This window comes from Mycobacteroides abscessus ATCC 19977, from assembly GCF_000069185.1.
GTDB classification, from domain to species: Bacteria; Actinomycetota; Actinomycetes; order Mycobacteriales; family Mycobacteriaceae; genus Mycobacterium; species Mycobacterium abscessus.
Map to the genome: position 1 here is coordinate 1,023,673 of NC_010397.1, position 15,863 is coordinate 1,039,535.

The window sequence follows — 15,863 nt, forward strand, 5'->3', positions numbered from 1 at the left end:
TGCTCCTCAGCATCCGAGGGTCAGGAAGGCCTTGACGTAGCTGCCGGACTGGCGGATGAACATCCACGACCAGAAGGCAACGCCGGAAGGTGCGGGACTGGCGACCATGGTGAGTTCCCCGTCGAAGCACTTTCCGACGATGTAACGAGCTCGCGAAACATGCGGGGTGAAAGTGATCACGATGATGTGATGCCAACCTAATTCCTGTGCCTTGGAACGTATTTCCTGCGCCTCGCCCTCAGTGGTCCACGGATCTGGGATGAAACAGCTCACCGTGAACGTGAAATGGCCCTTGCAGTATTTGTCCATGTTGCGGTCGTCGGCGCCGGTCGACTGCGAGATCAACAGGTACGGTGCATACCCCCGTTTAGCCAGGTCCAGGCCGACATCGAAACGCTCGTACGGGGTGCCGCCCAGGACGACGATGGCGTCGGCCGGTCGCAACGGGTCGGTCTGCGGATTCATGTACACCCGCCACCCTGCGGTGATGAAACCGGCGAGCAGGACCGTGACGGTGATGCACACCAACAGAATCCGTCGCCGCCGCGGTTTGGGTTCCGGGCTGGGCGCGACGGGCGAGTCCTCGGTAACAGGTGTCTCCTTCGCGTCACTGAAGCTCATCGATGATCTCCCTGGCCCGGTCGACGTAGCGGTGTGCGTCCTGGGTCACCCGAGCATGGCCGGCCTCCGCGATCTTGGCGGCCTGTGCGGGATGGCGGGCACACCAGTGCAGCACTTCGCGAAGTTCTGCCTCGTCGGAGAACAGCAGGCATTCGGTTCCTTCGTTGAGGAGCTCACTGTGTTCATCGGTGCGTTCCCCCACGAATAGACCTCCACACGCGGGGATTTCGAAGGTGCGGCAGGTGTGGGTGTCGCGATTATCGGAGTTGAGCAGTACCAGGTTCGCGGTCACCGACGCGACGGCGGTCGCGAAATGGTCGCCATAGACGGCGCCGCCGATCGTGGCTCCGGTGGCGCGCAGGGCCGGCACGCGCCGCCAGCCCGGGCCGCGGACAAGCAGGTCCTGTCCATGCTCGCCGCCGAGGCGGGTCATCAGGGCCGAGCGGTCTGGACGCCGGGCTCCGATGAATCCCACCAGATATTGCCGCGCCACACGTTTGGCGCAGGGCCGGTGCCACGCCGGGTCATAGGCGCTGTGTACGAACTTCACGCGCCGCGCGCCGCGTTCCAGGAGCTCGGGCACGTTGTGTCGTTTGGTGGTCACCACAAGATCCCAACTGCCCTCCTGCGCCAGGTAGTCGGGTGTCGTGTTGTAGGGATTGCCGACATCGTCCGGGCTGTAGTGCACCCGGACGGCCGCGGGCACCTGAAGGAGACGAGCCTGGTCCAGATGGATCGACTTGAATCCAAACAGCATGTCGGGACCGAATTCCTGGGCAATGTGTTCGATCTGCCGGTGCGCCGATTCCTGCAGCCACGGCGCACGGCGGCGCATCGCCTTCGAATACACCCACGCCGGTGACAATCTGGTGGGCAGGGTGACCGGGGTGGTGTCGACCACGATCACCTCATGACCGGCCTGCCGAAATCCGTCGGCCATGGAGCGTGCGTTGCTGCCCACCCAGTCATCGCCGATAAAAAGTATCTTCATCGCGCAGCCTCTTCCTGCGCGGTTTCAGCGGTGGCCGCCGCGCCCCGCTCGCGCCCGGAAAGGTGCCGTACCCGAGCCAAATACCACAGCGCCACACAGAATTCAGCGCCAATGACACCGCCCGTGAGGGCCCACACCGAATGGGTCCACGAGGCGGCGAGCAGCCCGGCCATCGCTGCCGTGGTGCCGACCACCGCGGCGATGAGAACGCCGTGGGTGTCTTGGCGGACGGGTAGGAGCGCGGTACTGATGTATGAGCTGATGGTGCTCGCCGGAAGAATGAGTAGTTCGGCACGCAAAAGGCCAACGGCTCCGAGGAATTCACTGCCGAAGATGAGGTGGACAATTGGGGTAGCCAGCACCCACAGTAGTGTCGCGGCAAGCACGGCCACCGCGACGGCGCCCCGCAAGCCCTGAAAACCGCTGCGCCAGAAGTGCTCATGGCCACTGCGTTTCGCCATCCGCGGCAACAGAACCAACCCGATCATGTCCAAGAGCGACTGCATCGCCCTGACCAGGCGGTCGCTGGCCGAGAACAGTCCCAGGGACACCGCGTCCAGCATTGCCGAGTAGATGGCGGGCGCCCCCTGGCCGTAGCCGGTGGTCAGCAGTCGTGAGGTAACGATCGGCCAACTGCTGCGCAGGATTTGGCCTGGCGCGTACGGACGACACAGCGAACCGAATGTCCGCAGGCTGTCCCACCAGGTTCCTGCGACCGTGAGGATCGAGGAGCCCAGCAGACAGAGGATGGCGGTCGCCGCATGGGGGGAGTGCGGAAGCAGTACGACGAGCAGAAGCAGGTAGGTGATGCGCCCCGAACCTTGGTATATCGCCGATGCGATAAAGCGTCCCTGCCCGATCAGGAGCCAGTCGTCGGAGGCGGCCCAGAACCCACCGGTGAAGAGCCCCAGCAGAATCATGTGCACGTACGGAGGCACCCCGGCGATCCAACCGGCGCCGAGTGCGGCGCCGAGGACTCCGAGGGTCATCAGTCTCACGGTGAGGTAGTCGGTGCGAACCTGCTGAAGCTCGGCCGGGGTATTGCGCAGTTCGGGCACGCGGGCGGCGAGAAACGGTGTCATACCCAAGTCGACGACTATCGAGCCGAAGAAATAGGCGGCCATTCCGACCGCCAGCAGCCCCATGCCCGCCGGGCCGAGCACCCGCGCGAGCAGTGGCACCGTCGCGAAGGTGACCAGATACTGCCCGTACTTTCCGAAGACGACCGCCCCGAAATCGCGGGCCAGCCGCAGGGCCCGGGGCAGCGTGGTGCTACTTCGAGGTTCGTTAGACACGGCGCCCTGCCAGTGGCGTGGTTGAGCGCCGGGCCAGCATGTCGGAGAGGAACGTCCCCACCGTCTGCGCCGAGTCGGCGATGTCGAAGCGCCGCGCGCGGTCCCGCCCGGCCTGCGCCAAACGGATTCGAAGGTCACGGTCTTCGATGAGGTGGTCAAGGGCGTCGGTCAGTTGGCCGGTGTCGCCGGCCCGCACCAGTAGTCCGTGTACACCCGACTCAATGGTTTCGGCGGGGCCGCCGGGCTGGGTGGCGATGACCGCGCAGCCTGCACGAAGCCCCTCGACGACCACCTGCCCGAAGGGTTCGGCGATCACGGAGCAGTGCACGAGGATATCGGCGATGGACAGGATGTCCGTGGGATCGTCGAGATGTCCGGTGAACGTCACCGGCAGCTGCAGCTCGCTGGCCAGGTCCTCCAATTCGGTACGAAAGGACTCCTCACCGAAGAAGGTGCCGCCGACCAGATACACCCGCTGCGGTCGGACTCTCGTGTTGGCCAGTGCGCGCAGGAATACGTCTTGTCCTTTCCACTGCGTGAGCCTGCCAACGACGGCGATCACCGTCTCCGCGGCAGGTCGCTGCGGTGCGTGCTCCACGGCCGGGGTGTGCTGAAAATCCAGTCCCGGGTAGGCGATCACGCCCGGAAGGCGTCCAGGCCGAAGCGAGCTTTCGGTGGACCGGCTGTTCGCGATGTACCCGTCGGCGACCAGCTTGCCCAGTATGCGAATGAGGAATGCCAAGGCGGCACCGAAGTATTCGGCCGATATCCGATCGTGCACATGCCAGATCAGGGGGATTCGTGCTCGCTTGGCCGCCACGGCGGACATGATGAGGGCCTTGGTACTGCCGGCGACGAGCACGTCGGCCCCGTGCTCGCGTACAGCGGCGCCGAGAGACCAGCCGACGCGAACCAGCGAGGTCGCCCCCGCCAAGCGGCGCAACCAGCCGGAGCCCCGGATGGTGACGCTTCGGCTGTCGAAGGTGTTGGCCAACACCGAAGTTGAGATGCCTTGTGACTTCATCGCGTTCACCATCGGCCCGTCCTCGGTGTAGACCACCGACGGTTCAAGGATGAGCCCGGTCGATGAGTTGCGTACCGCCGACAGCAGCCGCAGTGTCGCGAGCTCGGCGCCCGAGGGTGCCGCGGTGTGTGCTACGAATGTCGCCCGGATCATGCGCTCAGCTCCGCGTACACGGCATGGTGGCGTTGGGCGGCAGCAGCCCAGGAGAACGATTCGGCATGTTGGCGGCATTGCGCCGGATCGGGGAGTGCGCCATCGAGTGCCGAGACAAGGCGTGCGGCAAGCGCTTCGGCGTTGTCGGCGGGCACGATCAACGAGGAATCCAGGCCACGCACCGCGTCGGGCAGGCCGCCGCAGTCGGTGACGACAGCGGGGCGGCCGGTGGCCAGGGATTCGAGTGCGATCAGTCCGAAGCCTTCCAGGGCTACCGACGGCACCACGGTGAAATCCGCGAGTGTGTAGAGCTGGGTCAGGGTCAGGTCGTCGACGCGCCCGGTGAAGTGGACACTGTCGTCCAGACCGGCAGCGGCTACCTGGGCCCGTAGGTCTTTCTCGGCGGTGCCCGTGCCCACGATCATCAGACAGGCGTCTGGGTGCGCGGACACGACCGTAGGCCACGATTCGATGAGGCGGTGAATACCCATGCGGTGCTCGAGTCTGCGCACGCACAGCACCGTTCGTCGGCCGGTGGGGGCGTCCAATCGTGGGAGTACGCCGAATCTGTCCAGGTCGACGCCGGGAGGGATGACCTCGATGCGATCGGTGGGTATCCGGTAGTCCTCGACGAGCACATCCCGGAAGCGATCCGACAGCACGATGACTCGCTCGGCCCCGGCATAGCGGAGACGTTCGACGACGTACTTGGCGCGTGCCCGCAGCGGCCCGGCTCCCGCGAATCTGCTTTCCGCCGCCCACGGCCCGTGGAAATGTACGACTAGCCGGCTCCGGGTACCCCACCCGATGGCCGCGGGCCCGTAGAGACAGAAGTGGCGGTCGAGGATGCCCGGTTGTTGGAGCCCCGACCGATCGTTGAACGCGGCGAGGACCCGAGACCTGGTGGATCCGCCGGTGCCACCCCAGGACGATCCGCCGTCGGAGGGAACCCCGAAGGCCGCGGCCGATAATTCAATGTCGCCGCGGGTGCGCAAGGCGGTGAACAGATCGGTGAAGTATCTGTTGAGCCCTCCGGGCAATGAGGAGAACCATTCCGACCCGGTCATGTGCACTCTGATGGGCGCCAAATCAAGCCTCCACCCGGTAGCTGAGATGTCTGTCGATACGTGGCATCTGGTGCACCGTTCCGACGTCGGGAGCTATCCGCTGCTGGGTCTTCTGCTCCGGGCCCCGACCCCATGTCTCATGTTTGTTCATCGTTCAGCCCACCCACCCGAGCAGCCGACGCGGCCTTGGTGATGGGCGGTGTCTACTCATATGTGCCAATGCGGGCCGCATTTCATATCGCGAGTAGCGCGATACCGCTCGCGGGCGAAATCCGGCGTGCGGTTGTATTTGACGCACGCTCATTCATGCCGCCTGCAAGCCGACCCATACTCAGCCTGCAACACCGGCGAGTCATGCGCAACCGCAGGCGACACGGATCTAGCTATTGCGCATACTAATTTCGCCCTGCGGGGCTTTTGCCCGCAACGGAGACCACGATGGGTGCGAAACGACGCTACCGTCGGTAGTTTTGGGCGTATCAGTATTTGCTTGTATATCTACTGAGCTGCTTATGTTACCAAATTGTTATTTGCTAGTGAGCGATACGTGATTGGTTGGGTTATTAGCAAAGCCTGGCCCGGTCAGATGTTTGTTAGATGATTCTTATTTACCTCCAATGAAACTTTCACCGTACTTTCGATTGAACGTGATCCCCATCACGTGGCACGATTCGAATCGCTATGGAAACGTAAGCGTGTAATTGGGTCGGGTTCTATTGCCGAAATCGTCCATACGTATCACCGATATGAACGAACAGGTGAAGTGCACTTATGGTTATCAAGAGCGTCGTTAATGACGAAATTCAACAGAGGGTAGAAAAGCGTCCAGGCGGGCTGTTCTACCTGCATCGACGATGGGCGCCGGCGGCCGATTTGGTGGCCATCGTTCTCACCTCGCTGCTGTCCTACCAGCTGGCGCACCACCTGCTGTCGGGGCGGCAGGACCTCGGTGGCTGGTATGTGGCCACGGATGCGGTGATAGCTGTTGTGTGGTTTGCGGCGCTGTCGTTGCACACTGTGGGGCCGGGCAAGGCCCTGCGGGCGGTGCTCCAGGAATGGCAGACGGTGGTGGGCGTCACCTTCCAGTTATTCACCATCGTGCTGCTGACTTATCTGATTTCACGCATCGAGCTGATCGACATCCGCCATCTCATCATCGAGATACCGCTCGGGCTGGTGGGCATTTTCATTGCCCGGCACGTGCTGCGCCGTGTCTGGGGTTCGGAGGCTCGAACCTCGGTGCTACTGGCCGGTGATCACGATGCCGTCCGGGAGATGGTGACCGCGTTCGATCGTCATCGGGACAGTGGATTCGAGGTGGTGGGTGCATGCACTCCCGCGACCGATACGCGTTACGGTGCAACGGAAATCGAGGTTGGCGACCGTCGTGTTCCCGTCGTCGGTGATGACCGGAACGTGATTGAGGCGGCGCAGCGCACATCGGCGCAGATCGTCGCCGTCGCGATGACCAACGAGCTGGGACGTAAGGAACTTGTCGGCCTTGCCTCCGATCTGGGGGATCTGGGAATCGAGCTCGCCGTCTCGCCGGGCGACGTCGATGAGACCGCCGTGACGACGGCCGATCGGGGCCTTGAGCGAGTGCACATGCTCGAGATGTTGGCCCCGGGGTATCGGCGGGCGCGGTCGATGTCCAAGGAAGCCTTTGACATGGTGTTCGCCACCGCGGCGATCCTGGCCACTGCGCCGGTGATGCTCGCCATCGCCGCGGCCATCAAGCTCACCAGCACGGGCCCGGTGTTCTATGTGTCCGAACGAATCGGCTTGGACGGCGTGCCGTTTCGCATGATCAAGTTCCGCAGCATGTACACCGGTGCGGACCTGCAGACCGCCGGCATGATCGATTCGGCAGGCAGCACGCCCGTCTTCTTCAAGGCGAAGGAGGACCCGCGGGTGACCCCGGTCGGGGCCTTCATCCGCAAGTACAGCCTCGACGAGCTGCCGCAGTTCTTCAACGTGCTGTTCGGCGACATGAGCGTCGTCGGGCCTCGTCCGCAGGTGCAGCGGGAAGTCGACGCCTACGACGACACCATGCGGCGGCGGCTCCTGGTGAAGCCCGGTGTCACGGGCCAGTGGCAGGTGAGCGGGCGCAACGACCTATCGGTTGACGAGTCCATCCGTCACGACATCTCCTATGTCGACAACTGGTCCATGGGCCTGGATATCCGGATCATCTCCCGGACCGTCGGCGCGGTGGTGCGCAGCGAGGGCGCGTACTGACGACGGTCGGGGACGAAGGGCTGCGGTGGCAACCCGGTCAGGACCCGTGCGGGATATCCCGCTGGTGTCACGCTTTCACCGGATCCGTCGAGTGCATGAGCGCTGCGTAAAAGTGCCCTCGGCAGGATTCGAACCTGCGACACCGGCTTTAGGAGAGCCGTGCTCTATCCCCTGAGCTACGAGGGCGGGGGCCGCCAGCGGGTGGTTACGCAATCCGGTCCGGCGCCGAGGTAGGACTCTACTCGGTCTGCGCGCAGGGGCCCGAACATGCGTGGGCACGGCCACGTGCGCGCACGGGAAACGCTGGCGGAATGATCCGTCGCTACCGGGTGAGTCCGCCAGCGTTCCCTACGGGCCGCGCATCCCATGGTCGCTGCTTACGCGGCGCGCCACAAACAGTAGCACTCTGCAATAGTTGCCACTAGGTATGGTGAGATCTCGATACGGCCTGTCACGGATTCGAAGGGGAAACAAGTGACCGTTGACGATGTCGACCTCGACGAATCGCTTGATGCGCTTGCAGATTCGCTGCTAGTCGCGTCACGGCTGCTGCTGGCGATTTCCGCGCGCTCGATCGCGCAGGTTGACGAGACCATCACCTTTCCTCAGTTCCGCACACTGGTGATCTTGTTCAATGAGGGGCCCATCAACCTGGCGACCCTCGCGCAGTCGCTGGGGGTACAGCCCTCGACGACGGGGCGGATGGTGGATCGATTGGTCAGTGCCGGTCTGATCGATCGCCGCCCACATCCGCGGTCGCGTCGCGAGCTGGTGGCAGAACTGACCGCGCATGGCGAGGGTGTGGTGCGAGAGGTCATGGCGCAGCGCCGTGCCGAGATCGCCGAGATCGCGGCGCGGATGCCCGCCCGAGAACGCCGTGGCCTGGTACGCGCGCTGGACGCGTTTACCGCGGCCGGTGGCGAATCTGCCTCGCCCGTCGACGTTTAGGTGCCGGATGCGTCATTACATTGGGCAGCTGTCGTTGATTCACGGCTGGTTGCCGATGCTTGCTCAGGTCGGCACCGCGGCCGTGCTGAGCTACGCGGTGTACCGCAGATCTCGGTTGATGCCCGTCATCGCAGGACTCGCCATGGGTGTGGTGCTGGCCGCCGTCGCGTACTGGTATCTCGACGCACTGGGTGTCGCCGGTGAACCGGCGCCGCCGTGGCTGTGGCTCTGGATCGCCGGCATCGGGCTGTCGGCCGGGCTGACGGGGGCCGATTGGCGCGGGGTGCGGTGGTGGCGCCGGTCGCTGACGGTCCTTGCGATACCGCTGTGCGTGATATGTGCCGGGCTATCGATAAATGTATGGATCGGCTATTTGCCCACCGTGCATTCGGCGTGGGCCCGGCTCGTGTTGGCTCCGGTCCCCGGCGAGGTTGATCGAGGCACGGTGTTGGCCATGCAGATCGCCGGTGTGCAGCCGCCGTCGGGAGTCGTTACGCCGGTGACGATTCCGGCCGATGCCTCCGGATTCCGGCACCGCACCGAGTTGGTCTACCTGCCGCCCGCATGGTTCGGGCGCAACCCTGCGCCCCGGCTTCCAGCGGTATTGATGATCGGGTCGGCGCTGAACACTCCCGCGGACTGGATATGGGCGGGCCACGCCACACAGGCCGCCGACGACTTCGCCGCCGGGCACGGTGGATACGCGCCGGTGCTGGTGTTCGCGGATGCCACCGGGGCGTTCAACAACGACACCGAGTGCGTGAACGGTCGTCGTGGCAATGCCGCCGACCATCTCGTCAACGACGTGGTGCCGTACGTGACCTCGAACTTTCGGGTAGGTGATGACAGGAGCCAGTGGGGAGTGGCCGGATGGTCGATGGGCGGCACCTGCGCACTCGACTTGACGGTGATGCACCCCGAGACCTTCAGTGCGTTCGTTGACATTGCCGGTGACGCCAGCCCCAACACCGGCGACCAAAAGCACACGATTGCAACGCTGTTCGGCGGTGATGAGGCCGCGTGGTCCCGATTCGATCCGGCGACCGTGATCAATCACCACGGGCGGTACGGCTCGCTCGCCGGGTGGTTCGACATCCCCGGTGGCATGAAGCACAGGTTACTGACGGCCGCCGGCATCGGATCTGTCAGCGACGGTCCGCATGACGGAATCGCCAACCCGGAGGGGCAAGACATCGCGGCCAATGCGTTGTGTGGGTTGGCCAGTGCCCATGGCATCCGCTGCGCCGTCTCCGCGCAGCCCGGAAGGCATGACTGGCCTTTCGCCGCACAAGCTTTCGACGCCGCATTGCCCTGGCTGGCGGGCCGCCTGGGTGTGCCGCAGGCAGCGCGGATCCCGCTGCCCGGCCTGACGCCGGAGCCCAGCACGTCCGTAGCGTCTTCGGTTCGAGCGGCGGGTAGTTAGCTGTTCACCCGAACGGGCAGGCTCCTGTCGGCCGTTCCGGAGCGGCGAAGCTGTCGAGGCGATAGCCGTGGTAGAAGTTCGCCAAGCGCGCATTGCGGCGCGTCAAGGATCGGGCCAATTTGTCATACCTGCGTTGGGCGGCAGGTGAACTATCGAGTTGTGCCCGAGCGTTGTCGATTCGAATGGTGTTGTACAGCATGGGTTCTATGAGCAGTCGTTCCGGCGTCACGCGCCATACCAACTGCAGCACCCGGGTGTACAGCGCGAATTCGAGTGTATGGCGGCGTTTGAGCTCGAACCCGATCATCTCGCGTATCTGCGGATGCATCGCCGTGGCGGAGCACACCTGGATCACCCGGCCCGCTATCGGGCGAATCGCGAGCCAGAGTGGAAACAGGGCGGGACGCAAGGCGGTGGGCAGTAGCAGCGTCGGCAGCGGTAGACGCATCAATCCGGCGAATTGGTCCCGCAGGAAACCATTGGACTGCAATCTGTTCTCCACCATGTCGTCGTAGTAGTCGGTGAAGGCGGCATACGTCGGGGGGAATTTACCTTTGGCGCTGGGCAATTCCAGGTCCTTGAGTAGATACCGCTGGTACTGATACGCGGCCTCTTTCTCCGTTGCGGTCAGCGTGTAGCCCGTGCAGTGGGGAAAGGCCTCCATGGTGGCGTTGATGGCGCTGGCCGCGATCCAGATCCACAGCTCGGGATCCAACGCGCTGTAACGGATTCCTTCGTACTCGCCGACACCGGTGCCACGGACCGCGCGATGTTGCTCCTTGAGCCACTGTGCCGTGTCGGCCCGTTGTTGCCGGTCTCCGGCGAATACCGATATCGCGCTGAGGGCGCTCCGGATGCCGCGGTCGGTGAAGTTCTCCCGGAACCGCCCTGAACGGTCGACGGATGCTGCCACCGGCACCAAGGCCACCTCATCGAACAGCACTCCGCCGAAGACGCCGACGAGAGGGCTGCCCAAATGCTTGCGAAACGCGTCCATGACGTGCGGGCGCACCCCCTCCGAGCGCAAGTACGCGAGCCCGTCCTCGTGCTCCTCGGCGTGGTCATCACGTTCGGTGTCGCGCGGCAGTACATGCGTCATTGCATCCTCCGTCATGTTATGAACTTATCTAGAAGCTAACATCGCAACATTGGTTTGGGAAGTGTTTCTGCGTGAGAGACTGAGATGTGTCTGCAGATCCGGATCCCACCGGCGAGCGCATCCTCGAAGCCGCGCTACAGACCATGCTCAGTTTTGGTATCCGGCGCGCGACGGTCGATGAGATCGCACGGCGTGCGGGTGTCTCGCATATGACGGTGTACCGCCGCTGGTCCAATAAGACGGACCTCGTCCTTGCGGTCCTCATGCGGGAGGCGCAGGCGATTTTTACTTCGGTGGACGCCGAGATCGCGGCCCTGGACAGCCCCGAGGAGAAGCTTGTCGCAGGTTTTACCGGAATCTATTGGCACGTGCACACACACCCTTTGATGCGGCGCGCGGTGGAGACCGATCCGGAGTCGGTGCTACCGGTCATGACAAGTGGAGCGGGCCCGGCACTGGATATGGCGACTACGTACCTGGCCGGCCACGTGAGTCAGAGCGCCGGTGACCTCGTCGATGATCCGTACGGCATCGCCGAAGTATTTGTGCGCCTGACGCATTCGCTGATCCTTGCCCCCAGTCCCCGCCGGGAGCTTGCCACCAGGGAAGACGCCCAGCAGTATGCCCGCCGATACATATTGCCCATCGCGCAGGCTTTGGTTCCGGCTGCCAGCCCGGCGGTTCGCTAGCGGCGCGACGGCAACTCTGCGTGCTTTGGGCCCGTGCGCGACCGGGCCAAGTAATCTTGTGCATTGACCATGGTCGGGGACATAACGACTAGATATCGGGGGTAGCGGATGGATACGGATACCGGAGCGGGCTCGCCGGCGTCCGAGGGCTCGGCTGACGCCGCGGACACCGCACCGCTGCCAGTCCTCAATGCGCTTCCCGGCATGTTGTCCGACCCTGGACCGTTCGCTCCGTCGGAGCAGGACTTCGGTCAGCCCCCGTTCGTCGAGCAGCCCGCGAGCCCCGATCCGTACTGGTCGGCCCCTGCTGCGCCGACACCCCAGTTCGCTGGTGCTTCGACTCCGCAACCGATAGGTGAGAAGCCTTGGGGCAGTGGCGCTTCGGCGTCCACCGTAGACTTCGCGTCATGGGCGGATAAGGGGCCCGAGAGAAGCAAGCGGCCATTGATCATTGGTGGCGCGGTGCTTGCGGCGGTGGTGTTGGTGGGCGGCGTTATCGCCATTTTTGCCAGTGGGGGCGGCGACGACGCTCCCACGGAGCCCACGGCCGCGCCACCGACGACCACGGTGTCCAGCAGAGACACCGATGCGGAGACGCGGCTGCTGTCCATGCTGCCGGCGGGCTATGCGGCATCGGCGTGTAAGGCCGTCGAACCGGCCAATGAGGCAGTCGCCCAAGTCAAATGCGGTCGCAGCGACGATCCGGATGGGCCGATAGAGGCCAGCTACTCGCTGGTCAAGGACAAGTCCGCGCTGGCTGCCGGGCTGAGCCGCCTGACCAAACGCAACGCGGTGGTGGTGTGCCCCGGCCGCATCCAGTCGCCGGGGCCATGGCGGCGCAACGCCACGCCCGACCAGGTCAGTGGCACGGTCTTCTGCGGGACCAATCAGGGACACCCGGTGGTCGCCTGGACCGATGAGGAGCGTCTACTGCTCAGCGAGACACGTTCGGGTGCCACCGGTCCCACGCTGGACCAGCTGTACGCGTGGTGGTCTTCGCACTCATAACAAAAACCGCCGGCCGCACATGGCGGCCGGCGGTCAATGCCAAGACGGTCTTACTCAGCCTTCGGTGGAAACGGGTGTTCCCTGGCTTCCCGCTGCACGCTGCCCGTGCGGAACGCTGTCGGACGCCGGCACCGCGGGGACTCCGGGTACCGCGGCGACCGGCGGGGTGCCCGTCTGCGGGGCGGCACCCTCAGGAACGGGAACGGCCGGTGTAGCAGTCGCGGGCGCCGGCGAGGCGGGCACTGCGGTGCTGTTCAACGGCGTGCCTTCGGCGCCCGGCGTGGGAGTGGCCGGCGCCGGGGTCGGGGTGGCGGTCACCGGCGCCACGGTCGGCGTCGGGGTGGCCGCGGGCGCCTGCTCGTCCACCGGGGTGCCCTGGCTGCCGGCGGGCAGCGGGGTGCCCTGGCTGCCGGCGGGAACCGCGGCGGGCGCCGGGGTGGCGGTGGTGGGCGCGGTGCTGGTGGCCGGCGCGGGGGTGGAGCCGTGCGACTGGGTCGAACCACCCGAGCGCTGCGCGGGGGCGGCGGCCGGAGCGGCCTTCCAGGTAAGCAGATCCTCGTCACCGGAGGTGTAGGTCACCGTCTCCGGATTGGCGCCGGTCACGTCGAAGTAGATCTTGCCGGTGGTCTTCTCGCCCTGCGACAAGGTGCCCGGGTTCACGCCCTGCGCGCTCGCGACGCCGTACAGCACCCGGTAGGTCTCGCCGTCGTTGGCCTTGGCGTTGAAGTTGGCGACGATCGGGATGACGCTGCCCTGGATGGCCTCGTCGGTGGCGGTGGCCTCCCACAGGGTGCCCTTGGGCTGGTAAGGCAACTGGTCGGTGCTGACCTTCAGGTCGCTGATGGTCCACGCCTGCACGACGTCGCCGTTGGTCAGCCGCCCCTGCTGCCCGAGCGTAGTGTCGGCGCCGGCGGTGGGCATGAGGGCCAGTCCCGCAGCCGCCGCGGCGGCCGCGACGGCGGCGGTAATGGGCACATTGATCTTCACGATGCGATCTCCTTGACGTCCGAATTGCTCCCCCCAGCGGGGACGGTCTGTCGGTAAAACTAACAGGTCTGGGTGCACCATCGTCGCCCGAAGTTCACGATTGCCATACGGTTAAGAACATGACGGTTGATTCCACCGGTCACGAGGGGGCCGCGCCGGAGCCAGACGACTGGCCGCCCGACGCACGTACGTTCACCATCCGCGCCGCGGCGGACGACGCCGCGCCCAGTCTGGCCGCCGAACTACCCATTACCGCAACAGAACTCGGCATGCTGGATGGCGATGGCAACCATCCGGTGCAATTCTGCAGCGTCCTGCTGGAGCCCCCGGTCAAACACCGGTTCCAGGCTGCCGACGCGGATCGGTACGAACGCGAATACTGCGACCGGGACGACGACGGTGAATTCTTCATGGTTCATGTCGCGCTGTTGGGCCCGCGGCGCCCGGGAGTTTCCCTGGCGCCCGGTGCCCGGGACGTGCTGGTGGACGTCGCCTACGTCGTCGATCTGTCGTTGGAAGAGGACGGAGTGCTCAACCCCGCCAAGGTCGATTGGGCGGGTGGGGCGATCGTCGACGTCGCAGGTAACGCACCCACCGAACACGTGGCATCGGCTCCGGCGGATCAGCCGACCGCCACTGCCCCCGCTGCCAGCCCGGCCGCCGCAACCCCGGAGCCGGGGAGTCCTGGCAGCTCCGAGTGGGTCCGTGAGCAGGTAGACGTGCGCATCGCGGTGCTGAGCCGTCTCGCCGGAGAGGTGGCCATTTCCGAGGTGCCGGTACCCACCGAGCTGGCCAAGGGGGAACGGCACTCGAACACCGCCCCGCAGTACGTGCTCGATGGAGCCCAGTTCTGGTACCACACGCGTGATCCGAAAAAGGGTTTCGTGTGGAAGACGACGACCAATCCGAATGAGCTCATCTATTGGTGCATCGACGATGTGGCCAGGGGACTGGCATGGCGGTGGACACAGCAGGCAGCCACCTACAAGACGATGCCCCCGGCGATGGCACAACGCACCCTGTGGGCGCCGTACTGGCAGCTGCTGATGAATGCGCTCGACACCAAATGGGGTGCCATTACGGGCCGCAACATACGTGGCCTGCTGTGAGCGTCACCAGCGGTAGTCGAGGAACTTTCCGTCGAAGGTCAGCACCACGCGATCGCCATCGGGGTCCGGCCGCCGCGTGACGTCGACTTTGAAATTGATCGCGCTCATGATGCCGTCGCCGAACTCCTCGTGGATGGCCTCCTTGATCGCCGGGCCATAGACGCTCAGCGCTTCATAGAGCCGGTAGATCGTCGGGTCCGAGGGCGCACCGCCATCGAGCGTGCCGCGGTACGGCTGCGCGCGTAGTGCGGTGGCGACCTGCGGCTCCAGGTCGAGAAGCTCGGCCACCCTATTGGCCTTGACTTCGGGCACCGGATGCTGGCCCAGCAGGGCGGCGATGGTCCAAATCAGCGGTGAATCAATGGCTTCCGCGATGTGTTGCCATGTCAGATTCTTTTCCACGCGGCGCGCGGCGATCAGTTCGGCGGCTTCGTTCTTGGTCATGACGTCAGACAAACAGACGTCCACCGCCGGCGCAAACTAGCGCTGCCACAACCCTTTCTGCGCGTCGCGTTGGTAGTAGTTCATCGAGTTCTCGCCACCGGCCGTCCAGAGCATGGCCATGGTGATGAGAACAATCGCGATGAGTACGCCGGTATCCGTCCACATGACGACCTCCTTGGTAGATCGATCGGTCTACCAATCATTGGACCATGTGTACCGATCGGTGTACATGGGATGTGTCGGGCGTCACACGGGTTGTGCTGATTACTCGGTATCGAGGGCTCCGGCGGCCAGTGCGGCGGTGTTGACCCTGGTCAGCACCTTGTGAAGGTTCTCGAGCTCGGCCAGGTTGACACCCAGGCGTTCCACCACTGCGGCGGGGACGCTGAGGGCCTGCTCGCGAAGCGCGGCGCCCCGGCTGGTCAGGGTGACGTGCGTGGTGCGCTCATCGGCGGTGCTGCGTGGGCGGGTGATCAGTCCGAGTGATTCGAGTCGCTTGAGCATGGGGGAGATGGTTGCCGAGTCGGTTTGCAGCAGTGCAGCTATCTGCTTGACGGACAAGGCTTCTCGCGTGTCGTCGGCGCCGCTTTTGGCGTGATCCCAGAGCGTCAGCATCACCAGGTACTGCGGGTGGGTGATTCCTAGGGGTGCGAGCAGTGGTCGATACACCGCCAGCACCGCGCGGTTGGTCACGGCCAGCGCGAAGCACACCTGTCGCTCCAGGGCCAGCGGGTCTACCTCGGGCGAGACTGCGGTCATTCTCACTA

17 protein-coding genes and 1 tRNA gene are annotated in these 15,863 nt (G+C 64.8%); 6 read left to right on the forward strand and 12 right to left on the reverse strand.

Translation table 11 applies throughout. From position 1 onward, the window contains the following. Positions 1-6: 6 nt before the first annotated feature. The 6 genes from MAB_RS05275 to MAB_RS25285 are packed head-to-tail and all read right to left on the reverse strand — an operon-like array spanning position 7 to position 5,302. Positions 7-621: a YdcF family protein gene (locus MAB_RS05275; RefSeq protein WP_005083011.1), complete on the reverse strand. Its 615-nt coding sequence runs from the start codon at positions 619-621 to the stop codon at positions 7-9. After that, complete coding sequence (locus MAB_RS05280; protein WP_005113398.1) at positions 608-1,612, reverse strand: CgeB family protein; 1,005 nt, start codon at positions 1,610-1,612, stop codon at positions 608-610. The genes MAB_RS05275 and MAB_RS05280 overlap by 14 nt, the downstream gene beginning before the upstream one ends. Then, entirely contained in the window at positions 1,609-2,907 is a 1,299-nt protein-coding gene (locus tag MAB_RS05285; RefSeq protein ID WP_005092783.1) for a lipopolysaccharide biosynthesis protein, read from the reverse strand. The genes MAB_RS05280 and MAB_RS05285 overlap by 4 nt, the downstream gene beginning before the upstream one ends. Beyond that, positions 2,900-4,084, reverse strand: coding sequence for a glycosyltransferase family 4 protein (locus MAB_RS05290; RefSeq protein ID WP_005113399.1), 1,185 nt, complete (start codon positions 4,082-4,084; stop codon positions 2,900-2,902). The genes MAB_RS05285 and MAB_RS05290 overlap by 8 nt, the downstream gene beginning before the upstream one ends. Next, a complete protein-coding gene (locus MAB_RS05295; protein WP_005115135.1) occupies positions 4,081-5,151 on the reverse strand; it encodes a glycosyltransferase family 4 protein in 1,071 nt (356 codons plus the stop codon). The genes MAB_RS05290 and MAB_RS05295 overlap by 4 nt, the downstream gene beginning before the upstream one ends. A gap of 22 nt (positions 5,152-5,173) precedes the next feature. Beyond that, entirely contained in the window at positions 5,174-5,302 is a 129-nt protein-coding gene (locus MAB_RS25285) for a hypothetical protein (RefSeq protein ID WP_005066086.1), read from the reverse strand. A 620-nt stretch (positions 5,303-5,922) separates the two neighbouring features. Here MAB_RS25285 and MAB_RS05300 point away from each other — a divergent pair. Next, on the forward strand, positions 5,923-7,389 hold the full coding sequence (locus MAB_RS05300) for a sugar transferase (protein ID WP_005092787.1): 1,467 nt from the start codon (positions 5,923-5,925) through the stop codon (positions 7,387-7,389). A 113-nt stretch (positions 7,390-7,502) separates the two neighbouring features. Here the strand turns inward: MAB_RS05300 and MAB_RS05305 are convergent. Continuing rightward, positions 7,503-7,575, reverse strand: a tRNA-Arg gene (locus MAB_RS05305). 288 nt (positions 7,576-7,863) lie between these two features. On the opposite strand from MAB_RS05305, the gene MAB_RS05310 reads away from it, so the two are divergent. Continuing rightward, positions 7,864-8,337 carry a MarR family winged helix-turn-helix transcriptional regulator gene (locus MAB_RS05310; RefSeq protein ID WP_005082966.1) on the forward strand — a complete coding sequence of 158 codons (474 nt, stop codon included), beginning with the start codon at positions 7,864-7,866 and terminating at the stop codon, positions 8,335-8,337. A gap of 7 nt (positions 8,338-8,344) precedes the next feature. After that, positions 8,345-9,760 carry an alpha/beta hydrolase gene (locus MAB_RS05315; RefSeq protein ID WP_005113402.1) on the forward strand — a complete coding sequence of 472 codons (1,416 nt, stop codon included), beginning with the start codon at positions 8,345-8,347 and terminating at the stop codon, positions 9,758-9,760. 4 nt (positions 9,761-9,764) lie between these two features. On the opposite strand, the gene MAB_RS05320 is transcribed toward MAB_RS05315, so the two are convergent. Beyond that, positions 9,765-10,859, reverse strand: a complete 1,095-nt coding sequence (locus MAB_RS05320; protein ID WP_005113404.1) for an oxygenase MpaB family protein — start codon at positions 10,857-10,859, stop codon at positions 9,765-9,767. Positions 10,860-10,945: 86 nt separating this feature from the next. Between MAB_RS05320 and MAB_RS05325 the strand changes: the two genes are divergently transcribed. Together MAB_RS05325 and MAB_RS05330 are read left to right on the forward strand one after the other, a co-directional pair. Beyond that, a complete protein-coding gene (locus tag MAB_RS05325) occupies positions 10,946-11,548 on the forward strand; it encodes a TetR/AcrR family transcriptional regulator (RefSeq protein ID WP_005113405.1) in 603 nt (200 codons plus the stop codon). 108 nt (positions 11,549-11,656) lie between these two features. After that, the gene (locus tag MAB_RS05330; protein WP_005088797.1) at positions 11,657-12,556 is read left to right on the forward strand and encodes a hypothetical protein; all 900 of its coding nucleotides are present in this window, start codon (positions 11,657-11,659) and stop codon (positions 12,554-12,556) included. A gap of 54 nt (positions 12,557-12,610) precedes the next feature. Here the strand turns inward: MAB_RS05330 and MAB_RS05335 are convergent, their stop codons facing one another. Then, on the reverse strand, positions 12,611-13,543 hold the full coding sequence (locus tag MAB_RS05335) for an MPT63 family protein (RefSeq protein WP_005097886.1): 933 nt from the start codon (positions 13,541-13,543) through the stop codon (positions 12,611-12,613). A 119-nt stretch (positions 13,544-13,662) separates the two neighbouring features. Between MAB_RS05335 and MAB_RS05340 the strand changes: the two genes are divergently transcribed. Beyond that, a complete protein-coding gene (locus MAB_RS05340) occupies positions 13,663-14,652 on the forward strand; it encodes an immunity 63 family protein (RefSeq protein WP_005087926.1) in 990 nt (329 codons plus the stop codon). 3 nt (positions 14,653-14,655) lie between these two features. Here the strand turns inward: MAB_RS05340 and cynS are convergent, their stop codons facing one another. From cynS to MAB_RS05350, 3 genes are all read right to left on the reverse strand, one after another. After that, positions 14,656-15,096 carry a cyanase gene (gene cynS / locus MAB_RS05345; protein ID WP_005082956.1) on the reverse strand — a complete coding sequence of 147 codons (441 nt, stop codon included), beginning with the start codon at positions 15,094-15,096 and terminating at the stop codon, positions 14,656-14,658. Positions 15,097-15,132: 36 nt separating this feature from the next. After that, on the reverse strand, positions 15,133-15,261 hold the full coding sequence (locus MAB_RS25290) for a hypothetical protein (RefSeq protein ID WP_005063472.1): 129 nt from the start codon (positions 15,259-15,261) through the stop codon (positions 15,133-15,135). A gap of 99 nt (positions 15,262-15,360) precedes the next feature. Continuing rightward, positions 15,361-15,855: a MarR family winged helix-turn-helix transcriptional regulator gene (locus MAB_RS05350; RefSeq protein ID WP_005109716.1), complete on the reverse strand. Its 495-nt coding sequence runs from the start codon at positions 15,853-15,855 to the stop codon at positions 15,361-15,363. Between the last annotated feature and the right edge of the window lie 8 nt (positions 15,856-15,863).